Source organism: Salmonella enterica subsp. enterica serovar Typhimurium str. LT2, from assembly GCF_000006945.2.
GTDB lineage: Bacteria > Pseudomonadota > Gammaproteobacteria > Enterobacterales > Enterobacteriaceae > Salmonella > Salmonella enterica.
Genome location: NC_003197.2, coordinates 2,725,564 through 2,742,020, shown reverse-complemented (window position 1 = coordinate 2,742,020; position 16,457 = coordinate 2,725,564). Strand labels below are relative to the sequence as shown.

General features: G+C 50.2%; 11 protein-coding genes and 9 other annotated features. Of the genes, 8 read left to right on the top strand and 3 right to left on the bottom strand.

Annotation, left to right across the window (positions count from 1 at the left end; translation table 11 throughout):
• Window positions 1–11: 11 nt before the first annotated feature.
• Window positions 12–17 (top strand) — a ribosome-binding site (putative RBS for STM2591; RegulonDB:STMS1H002687).
• The 6 genes from STM2591 (at window position 12) to STM2586 (ending at window position 8,683) form a co-directional block, all read left to right on the top strand.
• Window positions 12–618, top strand: a protein-coding gene (locus STM2591; RefSeq protein NP_461527.1) for a Gifsy-1 prophage protein. Within the gene, window positions 19–618 belong to an annotated coding region; the region does not span the whole gene. It overlaps the preceding feature by 6 nt.
• Window positions 510–515 (top strand) — a ribosome-binding site (putative RBS for STM2590; RegulonDB:STMS1H002686). (Overlaps the previous gene by 6 nt.)
• Window positions 510–1,163 (top strand): Gifsy-1 prophage protein gene (locus STM2590; protein ID NP_461526.1). Within the gene, window positions 516–1,163 belong to an annotated coding region; the region does not span the whole gene. The genes STM2591 and STM2590 overlap by 109 nt, the downstream gene beginning before the upstream one ends.
• Window positions 1,164–1,219: 56 nt before the next feature.
• Window positions 1,220–1,225: a ribosome-binding site (putative RBS for STM2589; RegulonDB:STMS1H002685), on the top strand.
• Window positions 1,225–4,587 carry a Gifsy-1 prophage protein gene (locus tag STM2589; RefSeq protein NP_461525.2) on the top strand — a complete coding sequence of 1,121 codons (3,363 nt, stop codon included), beginning with the start codon at window positions 1,225–1,227 and terminating at the stop codon, window positions 4,585–4,587. It overlaps the preceding feature by 1 nt.
• 328 nt (window positions 4,588–4,915) lie before the next feature.
• Window positions 4,916–4,921, top strand: a ribosome-binding site (putative RBS for STM2588; RegulonDB:STMS1H002684).
• The gene (locus STM2588) for a Gifsy-1 prophage protein (RefSeq protein NP_461524.1) occupies window positions 4,916–7,294 on the top strand. Within the gene, window positions 4,922–7,294 belong to an annotated coding region; the region does not span the whole gene. (Overlaps the previous feature by 6 nt.)
• Window positions 7,286–7,291 (top strand) — a ribosome-binding site (putative RBS for STM2587; RegulonDB:STMS1H002683). It overlaps the preceding gene by 6 nt.
• Window positions 7,286–8,115 (top strand): Gifsy-1 prophage protein gene (locus STM2587; protein ID NP_461523.1). Within the gene, window positions 7,291–8,115 belong to an annotated coding region; the region does not span the whole gene. The genes STM2588 and STM2587 overlap by 9 nt, the downstream gene beginning before the upstream one ends.
• Window positions 8,098–8,103, top strand: a ribosome-binding site (putative RBS for STM2586; RegulonDB:STMS1H002682). It overlaps the preceding gene by 6 nt.
• The gene (locus STM2586) for a Gifsy-1 prophage protein (protein ID NP_461522.1) occupies window positions 8,098–8,683 on the top strand. Within the gene, window positions 8,105–8,683 belong to an annotated coding region; the region does not span the whole gene. The genes STM2587 and STM2586 overlap by 18 nt, the downstream gene beginning before the upstream one ends.
• 96 nt (window positions 8,684–8,779) lie before the next feature.
• On the opposite strand, the gene STM2585A is transcribed toward STM2586, so the two are convergent.
• The 3 genes from STM2585A to gogB form a co-directional block, all read right to left on the bottom strand.
• Entirely contained in the window at window positions 8,780–9,007 is a 228-nt protein-coding gene (locus STM2585A) for a Gifsy-1 prophage protein (RefSeq protein NP_461521.1), read from the bottom strand.
• Window positions 9,008–10,118: 1,111 nt separating this feature from the next.
• Window positions 10,119–10,669, bottom strand: a protein-coding gene (locus STM2585) for a Gifsy-1 prophage protein (RefSeq protein NP_461520.1). Within the gene, window positions 10,119–10,664 belong to an annotated coding region; the region does not span the whole gene.
• Window positions 10,664–10,669, bottom strand: a ribosome-binding site (putative RBS for STM2585; RegulonDB:STMS1H002681). Its footprint overlaps the gene before it by 6 nt.
• Window positions 10,670–11,550: 881 nt before the next feature.
• Window positions 11,551–13,048, bottom strand: a protein-coding gene (gogB, locus tag STM2584; protein NP_461519.1) for a Gifsy-1 prophage leucine-rich repeat protein. Within the gene, window positions 11,551–13,044 belong to an annotated coding region; the region does not span the whole gene.
• Window positions 13,043–13,048 (bottom strand) — a ribosome-binding site (putative RBS for gogB; RegulonDB:STMS1H002680). (Overlaps the previous gene by 6 nt.)
• Before the next feature lie 400 nt (window positions 13,049–13,448).
• Between gogB and lepA the strand changes: the two genes are divergently transcribed.
• Both lepA and lepB read left to right on the top strand, forming a co-directional pair.
• Window positions 13,449–15,248: a GTP-binding elongation factor gene (gene lepA, locus STM2583; RefSeq protein NP_461518.1), complete on the top strand. Its 1,800-nt coding sequence runs from the start codon at window positions 13,449–13,451 to the stop codon at window positions 15,246–15,248.
• Between the two features lie 5 nt (window positions 15,249–15,253).
• Window positions 15,254–15,259 (top strand) — a ribosome-binding site (putative RBS for lepB; RegulonDB:STMS1H002679).
• Window positions 15,254–16,239 (top strand): leader peptidase (signal peptidase I), serine protease gene (gene lepB, locus STM2582; protein NP_461517.1). Within the gene, window positions 15,265–16,239 belong to an annotated coding region; the region does not span the whole gene. (Overlaps the previous feature by 6 nt.)
• Window positions 16,240–16,457: the final 218 nt, after the last annotated feature.

The window sequence follows — 16,457 nt, the reverse complement described above, 5'->3', positions numbered from 1 at the left end:
CCGGAGGATTATTTCCGTATGGCGCCGGAGGACTGGCTGAGGGCTGAAACGCAGGGGGATATTGTGGCGCTGGTTCACAGCCATCCTGGCGGCCAGCCGTATCTGAGCGATGTGGACCGCAGGCTGCAGGTTCAAAGCGACCTGCCGTGGTGGCTGGTATGCGCCGGCCAGGTACATAAATTCCGCTGTGTGCCACACCTGACCGGACGGCATTATAAACATGGGGTTTTTGACTGTTACACGCTGTTCCGTGATGCCTATCATCTGGCGGGGATTGATATGCCGGATTTTCACCGGGACGACGACTGGTGGCGGCATGGTGACAATCTCTATCTGGATAATCTGGAGACGACGGGGTTTTACCGTGTCAGCGCAGCCAGTGCGCAGCCCGGCGACGTGTTGATTTGCTGCTTTGGCTCCTCCGTTCCGAACCACGCAGCGATTTACTGCGGCGACGGAGAGCTGCTGCACCATATTCCTGAACAACTGAGTAAACGTGAGAGGTATACCGACAAATGGCAACGACGCACGCACTCCATCTGGCGACACCGGGCATGGCGCGCATCTGCCTTTACGGGGATCTGCAACGATTTTGCCGCCGCGTCAGCCTGCAGGTAGCCAGTGGTGCTGAAGCTGTCCGGGCACTGGCGGTACAGTTGCCCGGTCTCCGGCAGAAACTGAACGACGGCTGGTATCAGGTACGCATAGCCGGAGACGATGTTACGGCTGATACCCTGACAACCAGCCTGCATGACCCGCTGCCGCCTGGCGCGGTGATTCATATTGTGCCGCGTCTGGGCGGGGCCAAATCTGGCGGGGTGTTTCAGGCGGTGCTTGGTGCGGCGCTGATTGCCGTTGCCTGGTGGAACCCGGCAGGCTGGCTGGGAGCGGCGGCGGTATCCGGTATGTATATGACCGGGGCGTCGATGGTTCTGGGCGGTGTGGCGCAGATGCTGGCACCAAAACCTAAAATGTCCGAAATGAGGCAGACCGATAACGGCAGGCAGAACACGTATTTCTCGTCGCTGGATAATATGGTTGCCAACGGTAACACGTTGCCGGTGCTGTACGGCGAGATGCAGGTGGGGTCACGCGTGATTTCCCAGGAAGTCAGTACCGCTGATGAAGGAGATGGTGGTCAGGTTGTGGTGATTGGCCGCTGACAACAGAACAGATTCAGACAGAACCGCCTCCGGGCGGTTTTGTCGTTTTACGGGGTAATAAATGGGAAAGGGCGGCGGAAAAGGGCATACGCCCCGCGAGGCACCGGATAACCTTAAATCCACGCAGCTGCTGAGCGTCATCGATGCCATCAGCGAGGGACCGATAGAAGGCCCGGTGAACGGTCTGCAAAGTGTTCTGGTAAACCAGACGCCGGTGGTGGACCGCGACGGTAACACGAATATCCACGGCGTGAAGGTGGTATACCGCGTCGGTGAGCAGGAACAGACCCCGCTGGAGGGATTTGAATCGTCCGGCGCCGAGACGGTGCTTGGTGTACAGGTCAAATACGACAATCCGGTGACCAGAACCATCACGGCTGCAAATATTGACCGCCTGCGTTTTACGTTCGGCGTGCAGTCACTGGTGGAGGCCAACAGCAAGGGCGACCGCAATCCGACATCGGTCAGGCTGCAAATCCATCTTGAGCGCTATGGTCAGTGGGTGGTGGAAAAAGAGATTACGATTACCGGGAAAACAACCACACAGTATCTGGCCTCGGTGATAGTGGATAATCTCCCTCCCCGGCCATTTGGTATCCGGATGGTACGTGTGACGGCAGACAGTACCACTGACCAGTTACAGAACAACACGGTCTGGTCGTCGTATACCGAGATTATTGATGTCCGGCAGCGCTATCCCAACACCGCCGTAATTGGCCTGCAGGTGGAGTCTGAGCAGTTCGGCAGCCAGCAGGTGACGCGAAATTACCATTTTTTCGGGCGGATTATTCATGTGCCGTCGAATTACGATCCGGTAGCGCGAACCTACAGCGGCATCTGGGACGGCACGTTCAAGCCTGCATACAGCAATAATCCGGCGTGGTGTCTCTGGGATGTGCTGACACATCCCCGTTATGGCATGGGACAGCGAATCGGCGCGGCGGACGTGGACAGGTGGGCGCTGTATGCAATAGGCCAGTACTGCGACCAGATGGTCCCTGACGGATTCGGCGGGACAGAGCCGCGTATGACCTTTAATGCGTATCTGGCACAGCAGCGTAAGGCGTGGGATGTGCTGACCGACTTCTGCTCCGCCATGCGTTGTATGCCGGTGTGGAACGGGCAGATGATGACCTTCGTGCAGGACAGGCCCTCGGATACAGTCTGGACCTATACCCGCAGCAATGTGGTAATGCCGGATGAGGGCACACCGTTCCGTTACAGCTTCAGTGCGCGGAAGGACCGCCATAATGCGGTAGAGGTGAACTGGATCGACCCTGATAATGGCTGGCAGACATCCACGGAACTGGTGGAAGACACGGTCGCCATCAGTCACTACGGACGCAATCTGGTAAAAATGGATGCGTTTGGCTGTACCAGTCGCGGGCAGGCGCACCGCGCCGGGCTGTGGCTGATAAAAACGGAGCTGCTGGAAACCCAGACGGTTGATTTTAGTGTGGGTGCGGAGGGGCTGCGCCACGTTCCCGGTGATGTGATTGAGGTTTGCGACGAGGATTATGCCGGCATCAGCCTGGGCGGGCGGATTCTGTCCGTTGACCGCGCCCGCCGCATTCTGACCCTTGACAGGGAGATTACCCTGCCGTCGTCCGGCACCACGCTGATAAGCCTGATGGATGGCGAAGGCTTGCCGGTCAGCGTGGACGTGCAGTCTGTTACCGACGGTGTGCAGGTTCAGGTCAGCCGGATACCGGACGGCGTGGCGGAATACAGCGTCTGGGGGCTGAAACTGCCGTCGCTGCGCCAGCGTCTCTTCCGGTGTGTGGCTGTCCGGGAAAACGACGACGGAACGTATGCCATCACCGCCGTACAGCATGTGCCGGAAAAAGAGTCCATCGTGGACAACGGGGCATCATTCGATCCGCAACCCGGAACGATTCACGGCACCGTTCCCCCGGCGATACAGCATCTGACCACAGAAATTCTGGCGGAGGAGGGACAGTATCAGGTACTGGCGCGCTGGGACACACCGCGAGTCGTTAAGGGCGCCTCGTTTTCTTTGCGCCTGAACGTGGCGGCGGAAGATGGCAGTGACCGGCTGGTAAGCAGCGCAGGAACGCCGGATACGCAGTACCGGTTCCGGGGGCTGACGCCGGGGCGCTACACCCTGTCCGTCAGGGCGGTGAACAGCCAGGGACAACAGGGAGACCCGGCCAGCACACAGTTCAGCATCTCCGCGCCGGCGGCACCATCATTTATCGAACTCACCCCTGGCTATTTCCAGATTACAGCCACACCGCGTCAGGCGGTATACGACCCGACGGTGCAGTATGAGTTCTGGTTTTCAGACGCGCAGATTACGGATATCCATCAGGTGGAAAACGCCGCACGATATCTGGGAACGGCGCTGTACTGGATAGCGGCCAGTGTGAATATCAGGCCCGGCAGGGATTACTATTTTTATATCCGGGCGGTAAATCAGGTCGGTAAATCCGCATTCGTGGAGGCGACCGGGCAGGCCAGCAACGATGCCGCAGGCTATCTGGATTTTTTCAAAGGGCAGATAACTGAAAGTCACCTGGGTAAGGAACTGCTGGAGAAGGTGGAACTGACGGAGGATAACGCCAGCAAACTGCAGCAGTTTTCGAAGGAGTGGCAGGATGCTAACGATAAATGGAACGCCATGTGGGGCGTCAAAATAGAGCAGACCAAAGACGGCAAATATTATGTGGCCGGACTTGGACTGAGCATGGAAGACATGCCTGACGGGAAGATAAGCCAGTTCCTGGTGGCGGCGGATCGCATTGCTTATATTAACCCGGCAAACGGAAACGAGACGCCCGGATTCGTCATGCAGGGCGACCAGATAATCATGAATGAGGCGTTCCTGAAATATCTGAGCGCGCCGACCATTACCAGTGGCGGGAATCCTCCGGCATTTTCCCTGACGCCGGATGGAAAGCTGACTGCGAAAAATGCGGATATCAGCGGGCATATCAACGCTGTATCTGGCTCGTTTACGGGAGAAATCAATGCCACCTCCGGTAAGTTTTCTGGCGTGATAGAAGCAAGAGAGTTTGTCGGTGATATCTGCGGCTCAAAAGTCATGCAGGGCGTGAGCATCAGGGAGACGAACGACGAACGCAGCACCTCAACACGGTATACCGACAGCGCCACCTATCAGATAGGGAAAACCATCACGGTGATGGCTAACTGTGAGCGTAACGGTGGCTCCGGTGCCATCACCGTCACGATAAATATTAACGGCCAGGTGAAAACGGCGGAGGTTATCCCGTATACCGCAGGGCTTCCGGCCATGTATCAGACCGTTGTCTTTTCGGTCTACACCACTTCACCTGTCGTGGATATCAGCGTTTCTCTGAGGGTTCGTGGGCAGTACACCACGTCTGCTTCCGTCTGGCCGCTGGTGATGGTTTCCCGGTCGGGGAACAACTTCACAAACTGACCGGATTTCCGGTCTCTTTCGTTTAACAAGGAACAGATATGACTATGTCGCGCGTAATTTCGCTGGCGGCAGGGGTTTCCCTGTCCGTTTTATTTTCCACCGCTGCCGTTGCCGATAACGGAAGAGGAAGCGGTAACAGCAATATTGAAAACCAGACCCGGATTTATACCGGTACTGACCGCGGGCAGAAACAGCACCGCGAGGCAAAGGGACAAATAATCACGCGGAGCGTCCAGTGTTCGCTGCCGGCATATTTACGTGACCCGGATAATCAGTGCTGAGATGTGAATGAATCTGAAGCCTGCCTGCGGGCGGGCTTTTTTATGGAGGCAATATGCCAGTACTTATTTCCGGCGTACTGAAAGATGGTACGGGAACGCCGGTACAGAACTGCACCATTCAGCTGAAGGCCTGCCGGACCAGTACGACGGTGGTCGTGAATACGGTGGCATCGGAAAATCCGGATGACGCCGGGCGCTACAGCATGGATGTGGAGCAGGGGCAGTACACAGTCACGCTCCTGGTGGAAGGGTATCCCCCGTCACATGCCGGAGTTATTACGGTCTACGATGATTCAAAACCGGGCACCCTGAATGATTTTCTGGGGGCCATGACGGAAGACGACGTCCGCCCGGAGGCGCTGCGACGTTTTGAGGCGATGGTGGAAGAAGTTGCCCGCCAGGCATCGGAGGCATCGCGGAATGCCACCGCCGCAGGGCAGGCATCTGAACAGGCGCAGACATCAGCAGGTCAGGCAGCGGAAAGCGCCACGGCAGCAGTGAATGCAGCCGGAGCGGCAGAAGCATCAGCCACACAGGCAGCCTCATCCGCAGCATCTGCGGAGAGCAGCGCAGGTACGGCGACCACAAAAGCCGGGGAGGCATCAGCCAGCGCGGCGTCGGCTGACACAGCCAGAACGGCGGCAGCCGCATCGGCAGCCGCAGCGAAAACATCTGAAGCGAATGCAGATGTCTCCCGTACTGCCGCCGGCGATTCAGCTGCTGCCGCAGCCGCCAGCGCGACGGCGGCGCAGACATCAGCAGCGCGCGCCGGAGCATCCGAAACCGCCGCGAAGACGTCAGAAACGCAGGCGGCTTCCAGTGCCGGTGATGCAGGTGCGTCAGCCACTGCGGCGGCAGCGTCGGAAAAGGCGGCAGCCGCATCGGCAGCCGCAGCAAAAATATCTGAGACAAACGCTGCAACGTCAGCAAGTACAGCAGCGGCCAGCGCAACAGCCGCCTCGTCATCAGCATCGGAGGCATCCAATCACGCCGCCGCATCTGATACCAGCGCATCACTGGCGGCGCAAAGCAGTACTGCTGCCGGAGCAGCAGCCACCAGAGCAGAAGATGCCGCAAAACGGGCAGAAGACATCGCGGACGTGATTTCCCTGGAAGATGCCAGCCTGACGAAAAAAGGTATCGTTAAGTTAAGCAGCGCCACGGACAGTGACAGCGAAGCGCTGGCAGCCACGCCAAAGGCGGTCCATGCTGTCATGGACGAGGTACAGACCAAAGCGCCGCTGGACAGTCCGGTATTCACTGGAACGCCGACCACACCGACGCCGCCAGATGACGCTAAGGGACTTCAGACTGCAAACGCTGAGTTTGTTCGTAAACTGATTGCTGCACTGGTCGGTTCCGTACCTGAGTCGCTGGATACGCTGCAGGAACTGGCTGACGCGCTGGGTAACGATCCTAATTTTGCTACCACTATCACTAACATGATTGCGGGCAAGCAGCCGCTGGACGATACACTGACGGCGCTGTCAGGAAAAAGCATTGAAGGTCTTATCGAATACGTTGGTTTACGGAGCACAATTGATAAGGCTGCTGGTGCGTTGCCTGCTGGTGGTACGGCTGTCGCAGCGAACAGGCTTGCATCACGCGGCGCGCTTCCGGCACTGACTGGCACGACAAGAGGCAGCGATGGCGGCCTGATAATGGGCGAGGTCTACAACAATGGCTATCCGACGCAATACGGAAATATTTTACGTCTGACCGGAACCGGTGATGGGGAAATCCTCATTGGCTGGAGCGGGACAAATGGTGCGCCAGCGCCCGCATATATTCGCAGCCATCGAGATACCGCCGATGCTGAGTGGTCCGAATGGGCAATGCTTTACACCACACTAAACCCACCTCCGGATTCGCATCCAGTAGGGGCGGCGATTGCATGGCCATCTGATGCTACTCCGGCAGGTTACGCTCTGATGCAGGGGCAGTCCTTCGATAAATCTGCTTACCCGTTACTGGCTATAGCGTATCCGTCCGGCGTTATCCCTGACATGAGAGGCTGGACAATAAAGGGTAAGCCCATCAGTGGACGTGCCGTATTGTCGCAAGAAATGGACGGCAATAAATCGCACTCGCACACCGCGCGGGCGCAGGATACTGACTTAGGGACAAAATCTACCTCATCTTTTGATTACGGCACGAAATCGACCAATACCACGGGCAACCATACTCACCAGTTCGGCGGTTATATCAATTCATACTGGGGAGACTCCAATCACACCTCATTTCAGCCTGGAGGTGGTGCATGGACACAGGCCGCTGGCGACCATGCGCATACAGTTTATATCGGAGGACACGAGCACACCATGTATATCGGTCCACACGGTCACGTCGTTATTGTGGACGCAGACGGTAATGCGGAAACCACGGTTAAAAATATTGCATTTAACTACATAGTGAGGCTGGCATGATTAAATTAATTCTTTCAGCACCCGTGCCAGCAATGGCCGTGGCTTTTGAACATTCTTTTCAGAATACCGAAAATGTGGAAATTATCCCCGGACCGTTTGAAACCATACCGGAATTTGACTGCATGGTCAGTGCGGCCAACAGCTTTGGTCTTATGGATGGTGGTGTGGATGCTGCTATTACGGCATATTTCGGGCCGCAATTACAGGAACGGGTACAGCAACATATCCTCCGTGAATATCTGGGAGAACAGCCCGTCGGCACCGCCTTTGTTATTGAAACGGGTAACAGTAAATATCCGTGGCTGGTTCACGCCCCGACGATGCGCGTTCCGCTGATAATCGACGGCACCGACGCGGTTTATAATGCAACACGTGCAGCGTTATTAGCGATATTTCAGCACAATAAAAGCGCCGGGGAAGACAGGAAAATTAAATCGGTAGTATTCCCTGCGATGGGGGCCGGGTGTGGTCAGGTATCCCCGGGCAGTGTCGCCCGGCAAATGAAGCTGGCGTGGGATGGTTTTATTAACTGCACCACGGAAATTAACTGGCAATACGCCAGCGCCCGCCAGAATGCTGTATTCAGTACAACGGCATACTGTCCGTCAAAGGCGCTTTGTCCGAACGCCAGAACGGAATATATCGGTTTTGGTGATTACAGAACGTATTGCAAAAAATCAGGTAACACCTGCATCAGTCCCCGTCATCAGGTTGATGATATTTATATTGGTGCGCATAGCCATGCTGTTTTCCTTAGCCCCAATTCTCATGGAAAGCACCTGAAACCTGAATATTTATCCGGAGTAAAAAATGACGTTTAAAATGAGCGATACCCCGCAGACAATTAAAATTTTTAATCTGCGTTCAGATACAAACGAATTTATTGGTGCAGGTGATGCATATATCCCGCCACACACTGGATTACCGGCAAATTGTACGGATATTGCGCCCCCGGATATTCCAGCCAGTCATATTGCGATATTTGATGCTGAAACCGGAACGTGGAGTCTGCATGAGGACCACCGCGGCGAGACGGTTTACGACACAACAACCGGCAATCAGGTTTATATTTCCGCTCCCGGCCCGCTACCTGAAAATGTCACATCAGTTTCACCAGACGGTGAATACCAGAAATGGGATGGTAAGGCGTGGGTGAAGGATGAAGCTGCGGAAACAGCGGCCAGACTTCGTGAAGCTGAAGGGACCAAAAGCCGTCTTTTGCAAATGGCATCTGAAAAAATCGCGCCGTTACAGGATGCAGTGGATCTGGACGAAGCAACCGATAAAGAAAAAGCTTCTCTTCTGGCATGGAGAAAGTACCGGGTACAGGTAAACCGTGTTGATACTTTAAAGCCTGTCTGGCCGGAGAAACCAGCCAGTAGTTTATAATTTGTCAGGAAAGCTCAGGCCTTATTTATAGCAAATATGAAGAAGACCTGTCTGTCATAACTGATATGGTTACTGGTTAGTATATTAAATTTATACTCAATAACCTCTACACATTTTAAACCAATCTTCAGGGAAGGGTATGCCAGCAGGCCAAAGATTACACCACTTTTGAGGCATTGGCTTAATTGTTTCTTCTTTTTTATGATCTTGAGAGTCTGCCGCTATTGTAAGAGCAGAATATAGTGAAGATGGTAATATTAAAATCATTGCTAAAAATACGCTCTTAACGTGTTTAATAATACGTTGCCTGTTAAATTTTGGCACACTATCCTTACGGTTACAGCATCCTTTACTATAGATATTAAACGTTATTCATTACCATCAGGTGAGTAAATAAAAACCATTTATAAAATATTTAACTTAAATAAAAATGATAAGCGCTATTATATTTTCTTTCCAATGTAAATTAATTCATATGAGAGTGAGTTCATGTGCTATTCAAATCCTTACTGGCTCCCATCCACTGGGAGCGCAGGCCGGGCGCCTGATTAGGGCAGGAGTACCGCGACAGCAGGTAACGATTATTTATGATGCGGGGCTGTCGACGCTGTACAGAAAATTCCCAGTCTCTAAACTGGCTTAAATATGCGCACATGACAATACAACCAGAAAATCACCGGGCAGGGGATACCGCAACAGTGGGCTATGAAGCGAGAAATACTTTCGCTGCGGTACACCACAAGATACTCTGAGCTATTGCGTGTTAAGTAACTTGTTCAATCAATTCCGGGTGTTGGCTCTTCACACTCCATACAGCGCGAGACAGCGTGCCAGATAAATTCTTCTGCCGGCACGGCACAGAAGGAAATTATCTCTCCGGCTTACTTCCCTACAACATCATGAGATCCAGTGAGTTTGATGATGGAACGAGGATGTGATGGGGCATATATGGGACATAAAACGCCACTTGCTTTAAGGTAAACTTAGACGACTGATGTTTAAGCAAGCTCTAACAATCTGTTATTTAGTGCACTCCTGGACGAGCTTTATTGTTTATGAAAAATACATGACCATATGATGAGGATTATCCGCATCACACTTGTCCAGCGCCTCCACACCGTCAGCGGTGAATCAGTTAATCCAGCGTCCAATGGGTGAACGGGCGTAGCAGAGCGTTCTGGCAACGTGGCCGATACTGTCTCCCGGGTTGCAGCATCAACATGGCAGTCAGTCTGCGGGCATGGTTTTTGTCACGCGTTTTATGGATAGTTTTCTGCATCAGGCGTCGTTCGGTACGGGGAATTGGTGCTATGATCGGCATCGCTTAGTCCGGTTGGTGATTTGTGATTTTTGGCGATTGATCAAATCACACAATCCGGACTGAGTTCAATCAAAGTGATCTACTATTCGGCGCAGCTATTTATAACGCTTTGTTTTATTCATCCGGGAAAACCTCTGCAGAATGCCTGTATTGAGCGATATAACCGGACGGTGGGTTATGACTGGCTGGGGTAGTGCAACTGGTGCTACCTGATAATTTACATTCATCATTGCTACTAATGCTTAATAGTTTTTGGGTTAAAGCATCCGGGGAAACTGGTAATGATAAAGACTCTTTAGTCTCTAAAACTGCAGGGGTGCCGAGTAGAAAAACAATGCTTTCCAGGGGCTGGTACTCGAGGCTTATACGTTCCTGTAATCCTCTATTGTAGCCTTCAACATCTGTAGCTAATGTATTCTGCGGAACATGCTGATCATTTAAGACAAAGCATTGCAAAGAAGAATCATTCGCATGTATTGAGGTATGTTCATCTAAAAATGTAGCCTTGTCCTCTAAATTAACATCGCTTACACATGCATATGGAGCGATTGTGCTCGCCACCCTGTTAGTACTATTAATTGTAAACATGTTACCTCCTAAGGAAAACCACAAGTATGATCCATAAATCACTAAGATATAAATATATACGAATCTCATCACAACAAGAGGAGACCCTTTTACATGCAGTAGTTTTTAAAGAAAAGTAATTCAAGCCTGTTAGACCTATCAATTAATACACCTCATAACTTCTGTTACATCTGGAACTTCCTGATTTATTAGCTGGGAATTATCTGTAAACGGGTAATATAACGTTGTGAAAAATCAGGCTGGTGTCAATAAAACATGCCATCCTGAAGTAATATTCAGTATACTAACAACCACAAACCTGAGACCAATTCAGTTGCTTCAGGATATCTGGCGGCCAGCCACTGGAAAAATGTTTTGTATTATCTGGTGGGGAGAATGACTGGCAGCCATCACCAATGCCGAAAAGGTCGTTGCCGACAGCACCAGAAGCAATGGTAAAAATATACTATTTTTCATAATTTCACCTGTAAATACTCAGATTGCCCTTGCCCTTGCCCTTGCCCTTGCCCTTGCCCTTGCCCTTGCCCTTGCCCTTGCCCTTGCCCTTGCCCTTGCCCTTGCTATTGATGTCGTTTATGCTCAGCATAGTTCACACTTCACTGTCATTGGATTAATAATTAAGTTTGTTGAGCGAAAATTTAATTAAAGAAAAAATAATAAGCATCGATATTTTTCTTTTTTTGCAGGTTTTCAACGCATGCCCGAATAAACGTGCGCAGATGGTGAAAAATCTGGTTGGCCATAAAAAAGTTTAAAGATAAATGCAGGTGCTTATCTGTTGCGATATCAATTAAATTAATCTTGTTTTTTATTCATACCCTTGCCAAACAGATATGTAGCAAGAAAATATGATACTAAGTAAAGTTGGCATGTAGTCTAGAGTTAGGGGGAGTATATATCCTTAACTCCAATAGGGCTGCTCTATATATAAATATATTAATTGCATATTTTTTTAAAGTCAACGATTTCTATTTTTAGGCTTATATTTATCCCAACCAACTAATGAAAAAACATCTTCGTGTGAAATAGCCTCACCATTAAGAAAAAATTTAACATTTTGTTTTACCAGATCATCATGTCGATTCCGATATACCCATCTTAGCTCATGTGCTGTAATAGAATTACCATGCTTTCCTGTTTTATTTGCGATATCACTTATAGCATCAACTAAATTGTCAATGACAAAAATAACTGACCGTTCCCTCAATCGTGTTTGAAATTCAAGACCGGCTTTACTTGTTTTTATCCAGCACTCCTCATTGGATAAGTCTGAATATTTATCTTCGGTAATATTGTATTTTTTATGTTGAGATAAAAATTCTCTAAAAAAAATCCCTCTCTGAACATCATTCAATCTTTCTGCTATCTTCTCATCTTTATTAAACACGGCTCTATTCTTCCTGTCCCAGACCGCATCTGTTAATGTATTTTGAATAATAATATCTTTTTTTGAAAAATAATATAACGAATTAACTAAAGTATTTACTCGATCTCTTGCCTTACATAAACCATAAACCACATCTCCAGGCTGAAAACTTAACACATCTCCTGCAGGTTTGTTACTAAAGGTAATATCACTCCTGGTAAGAAATTCAGGATTAAGCTTAACATAACCATCGGTACTAATATCTATATGTGCAGGCAGATTGCAGGTTGGTATTTCCCATGCAATAGGGGTCCTTGAGGATAAATTGATAGACTTTAAATTAACAGGAAGCTTAACTGGAAGTTTAATATTATCACAAAAGTTGATACTTAATTTTTTTAGCTTATCAGGCAAAATATCATCTATAACAGTACCGGGAACTGTTCGTATAAGTTCAATACTTAGTTCTTTTAACTCCTCAGGTAACATTTTCATTAATGGCAAGAAAGGGCAATTTTGTAAATCTAATTTATCTAATTTATATGGTAACTCAGCACATAATATTTCAGAGAAATTTTGCAATGACAAAGAAGATAGATGCGGAGGAAGGGGAGGCAAAAATTTACCATAGCATGCAGTAAAACTCTTTAATCCATAAGGTAATGCGGGGAAAGTATAATTTTCTTCATATGCCTGCATATCTATAGATAGTGACTCTAAGCTATCTGGGAAATATGAAATTTTAATGGTCTGATTTCCAGATATAGTTAAACTTTTTAACCCATCAGGAAGATTTGGAATAGACTCCAGTGTATAGCATGAAGATAAATTCAATTCGGATAAATTATCAGGAAATACCGGAATAGAGGTAACATGATGAGCAGTAATTGATAAGCTCCCGGTATGATTTGCTTCTATTATTTTGTCGTAAATACTATTACGCTCCTCCTTCTCAATATCTGGGGATTCTATTCTCCATTTATTTAATAACTCAAGGTTTGATGTCGCCTCGTTACTTGTATATGCATATTGCAATATGGCTGGTTGGAATCCTATTTTCATGCGCTTTTTCAATCTATATGTCAATACCAAGCTATCATTATTACATTTATTTTCATTCAGGCAAGATTTAGAACCTAGCCTAATACCGATCGTTTAAGAAGCTGTTAGCCGATTCAGCAACATGGAGAATTTGAAGACAATCCGGTGGGATGGATTACCGCAGTCACGTTGTCTGCAAGAACGTGACTGCGGTAGGCCGGCTGCTGTTTAGTCAGGACTGACTGTAACCGTGTTTATAGGTTTATAGATCGTATAGACCTCTATTGTGATGTAACATCGTATGTTGATCAGCAGATCGTATGCTGACGATTTCAAAGCTACAGTGTAATATGCACGCCAGTCGTTGATGGGGTAGTTATTGTGGAATGTCCACCGCTGTGTCCATCAAGAAAAATTTATCAGCATAGCGAGTTGAAAAATTCATATTTATGAAGAACATAAGAAATTTCTCCATCATTGCTCACATTGACCACGGTAAATCGACGCTGTCTGACCGTATTATCCAAATCTGCGGTGGCCTGTCTGACCGTGAAATGGAAGCTCAGGTACTTGATTCGATGGATCTTGAGCGTGAGCGCGGTATTACTATTAAAGCCCAGAGTGTGACGCTGGATTTTAAAGCGTCTGATGGTGAAACTTATCAACTGAACTTTATCGACACGCCGGGACACGTTGACTTTTCCTATGAAGTTTCCCGTTCGTTAGCCGCCTGCGAGGGCGCGCTGCTGGTGGTGGATGCCGGCCAGGGCGTAGAAGCGCAAACGTTGGCGAACTGCTACACCGCGATGGAAATGGATCTTGAAGTGGTGCCGGTGCTTAACAAGATTGACCTGCCGGCCGCCGATCCGGAGCGTGTGGCGGAAGAAATCGAAGACATTGTCGGTATCGATGCGACGGACGCGGTACGCTGCTCCGCCAAAACGGGTGTCGGCGTGACGGATGTTCTGGAACGCCTGGTGCGCGATATCCCGCCGCCGCAAGGCGATCCGGACGGCCCGCTGCAGGCGCTGATTATTGACTCCTGGTTCGATAACTACCTGGGCGTGGTATCGCTGGTGCGTATTAAAAACGGCACCATGCGTAAAGGCGACAAAATTAAAGTGATGAGCACCGGGCAGACCTACAACGCTGACCGCCTGGGGATCTTCACGCCAAAACAGGTTGATCGTACCGAGCTGAAGTGCGGCGAAGTAGGCTGGCTGGTCTGCGCCATTAAAGATATCCTCGGCGCGCCGGTTGGCGATACCTTAACCTCAGCGCGTAACCCAGCGGAAAAAGCGTTGCCGGGCTTTAAGAAGGTGAAACCGCAGGTCTATGCAGGTCTGTTCCCGGTCAGCTCCGACGATTATGAAAGTTTCCGCGACGCGCTCGGCAAGCTGAGCCTGAACGATGCCTCACTGTTTTATGAACCGGAAAGCTCCTCGGCGCTGGGCTTTGGTTTCCGCTGCGGCTTCCTCGGCCTGTTGCACATGGAGATCATTCAGGAGCGTCTGGAACGCGAATACGATCTGGATCTGATCACCACTGCGCCGACCGTGGTGTATGAAGTAGAAACAACGGCGAAAGAGACTATCTATGTTGATAGCCCCTCCAAGCTGCCGCCGTTGAATAACATTTATGAACTGCGCGAGCCTATCGCCGAATGTCATATGCTGTTACCACAAGCCTATTTAGGTAACGTTATTACGCTGTGTATTGAGAAACGCGGCGTACAAACTAACATGGTGTATCACGGTAACCAGGTCGCGTTGACCTATGAAATCCCGATGGCGGAAGTGGTGCTCGACTTCTTTGACCGTCTGAAATCAACGTCGCGCGGCTATGCGTCTCTGGATTATAACTTCAAGCGCTTCCAGGCTTCCGATATGGTGCGTGTTGATGTGTTAATCAACAACGAGCGTGTCGATGCGCTGGCGCTGATCACGCACCGTGATAACTCGCAAAGCCGTGGTCGCGAGCTGGTGGAGAAGATGAAAGATTTGATCCCACGCCAGCAGTTTGATATCGCGATTCAGGCGGCGATTGGTACGCATATTATTGCCCGTTCGACGGTAAAACAGTTACGTAAAAACGTGCTGGCGAAGTGCTACGGCGGCGATATCAGTCGTAAGAAAAAACTGCTGCAGAAACAGAAAGAAGGTAAGAAACGCATGAAGCAGATCGGTAACGTCGAGCTGCCTCAGGAAGCGTTCCTCGCCATTCTGCATGTCGGTAAAGACAATAAATAATCCCTAAGGAGTTGGCATGGCGAACATGTTTGCCCTGATTCTGGTGATAGCCACACTGGTGACGGGCATTTTATGGTGCGTTGATAAGTTTGTTTTCGCGCCAAAACGTCGGGCGCGCCAGGCTGCCGCGCAAACGGCGTCGGGAGATGCGCTGGATAACGCTACGCTCAATAAAGTGGCGCCTAAGCCGGGCTGGCTGGAGACTGGGGCGTCGGTTTTCCCGGTTCTGGCGATCGTTCTGATCGTTCGTTCATTTCTTTATGAACCCTTTCAGATCCCGTCAGGCTCAATGATGCCGACACTGCTTATCGGCGATTTTATTCTGGTGGAAAAATTTGCCTACGGCATTAAAGATCCGATCTACCAGAAAACCCTGATTGAGACCGGTCATCCAAAGCGCGGGGATATTGTGGTATTTAAATATCCGGAAGATCCTAAGTTAGATTACATCAAACGCGCCGTCGGTTTGCCGGGCGATAAAATCACTTATGATCCGGTTGCGAAAGAGGTGACGATTCAGCCTGGCTGTAGCTCCGGTCAGGCGTGCGAAAATGCGCTGCCGGTTACCTACTCTAACGTTGAGCCGAGCGATTTTGTACAGACTTTTGCCCGCCGTAACGGCGGAGAAGCGACCAGCGGTTTTTTTGAAGTTCCGCTAAACGAGACGAAAGAAAACGGCATTCGCCTGACCGAACGTAAAGAGACGTTGGGCGATGTGACGCACCGCATCCTGATGGTGCCGATAGCTCAGGATCAGTTGGGCATGTATTACCAACAGCCAGGACAACCGCTGGCGACCTGGGTTGTACCGCCGGGACAATATTTCATGATGGGCGACAACCGCGATAACAGCGCGGATAGCCGTTACTGGGGATTTGTTCCGGAAGCGAATCTGGTCGGTAAAGCGGTCGCTATCTGGATGAGCTTTGACAAGCAGGAAGGGGAGTGGCCGACAGGCGTACGCCTGAGTCGTATCGGCGGTATTCACTAACTGTGATGAAATGATCGTTCACGCTGCCGTCTTTTTAGCGGCAGCGTGAATTATTTCCTGGATAAATTCCCTAAGACTAACGACATCCCCTGTCGTTGTGTATAGAATATTCCCCCGAAGTTTTAGGTTGGCGCCGTTTGGTCGCCACGGCACACGAAACAGCGTTGGTTATAGACAACCTTCTTTCCGCTGCAGCGATGCGGCAGGACAGATGACGT

Excerpts from the sequence above, each read along its gene's own strand:
- STM2589 (NP_461525.2), top strand. The coding sequence starts at position 1,225 with ATGGGAAAGGGCGGCGGAAAAGGGCATACGCCCCGCGAGGCACCGGAT.
- STM2588 (NP_461524.1), top strand. The coding sequence starts at position 4,922 with ATGCCAGTACTTATTTCCGGCGTACTGAAAGATGGTACGGGAACGCCG.
- STM2591 (NP_461527.1), top strand. The coding sequence starts at position 19 with ATGGCGCCGGAGGACTGGCTGAGGGCTGAAACGCAGGGGGATATTGTG.
- STM2587 (NP_461523.1), top strand. The coding sequence starts at position 7,291 with ATGATTAAATTAATTCTTTCAGCACCCGTGCCAGCAATGGCCGTGGCT.
- STM2590 (NP_461526.1), top strand. The coding sequence starts at position 516 with ATGGCAACGACGCACGCACTCCATCTGGCGACACCGGGCATGGCGCGC.
- STM2586 (NP_461522.1), top strand. The coding sequence starts at position 8,105 with ATGACGTTTAAAATGAGCGATACCCCGCAGACAATTAAAATTTTTAAT.
- lepB (NP_461517.1), top strand. The coding sequence starts at position 15,265 with ATGGCGAACATGTTTGCCCTGATTCTGGTGATAGCCACACTGGTGACG.
- lepA (NP_461518.1), top strand. The coding sequence starts at position 13,449 with ATGAAGAACATAAGAAATTTCTCCATCATTGCTCACATTGACCACGGT.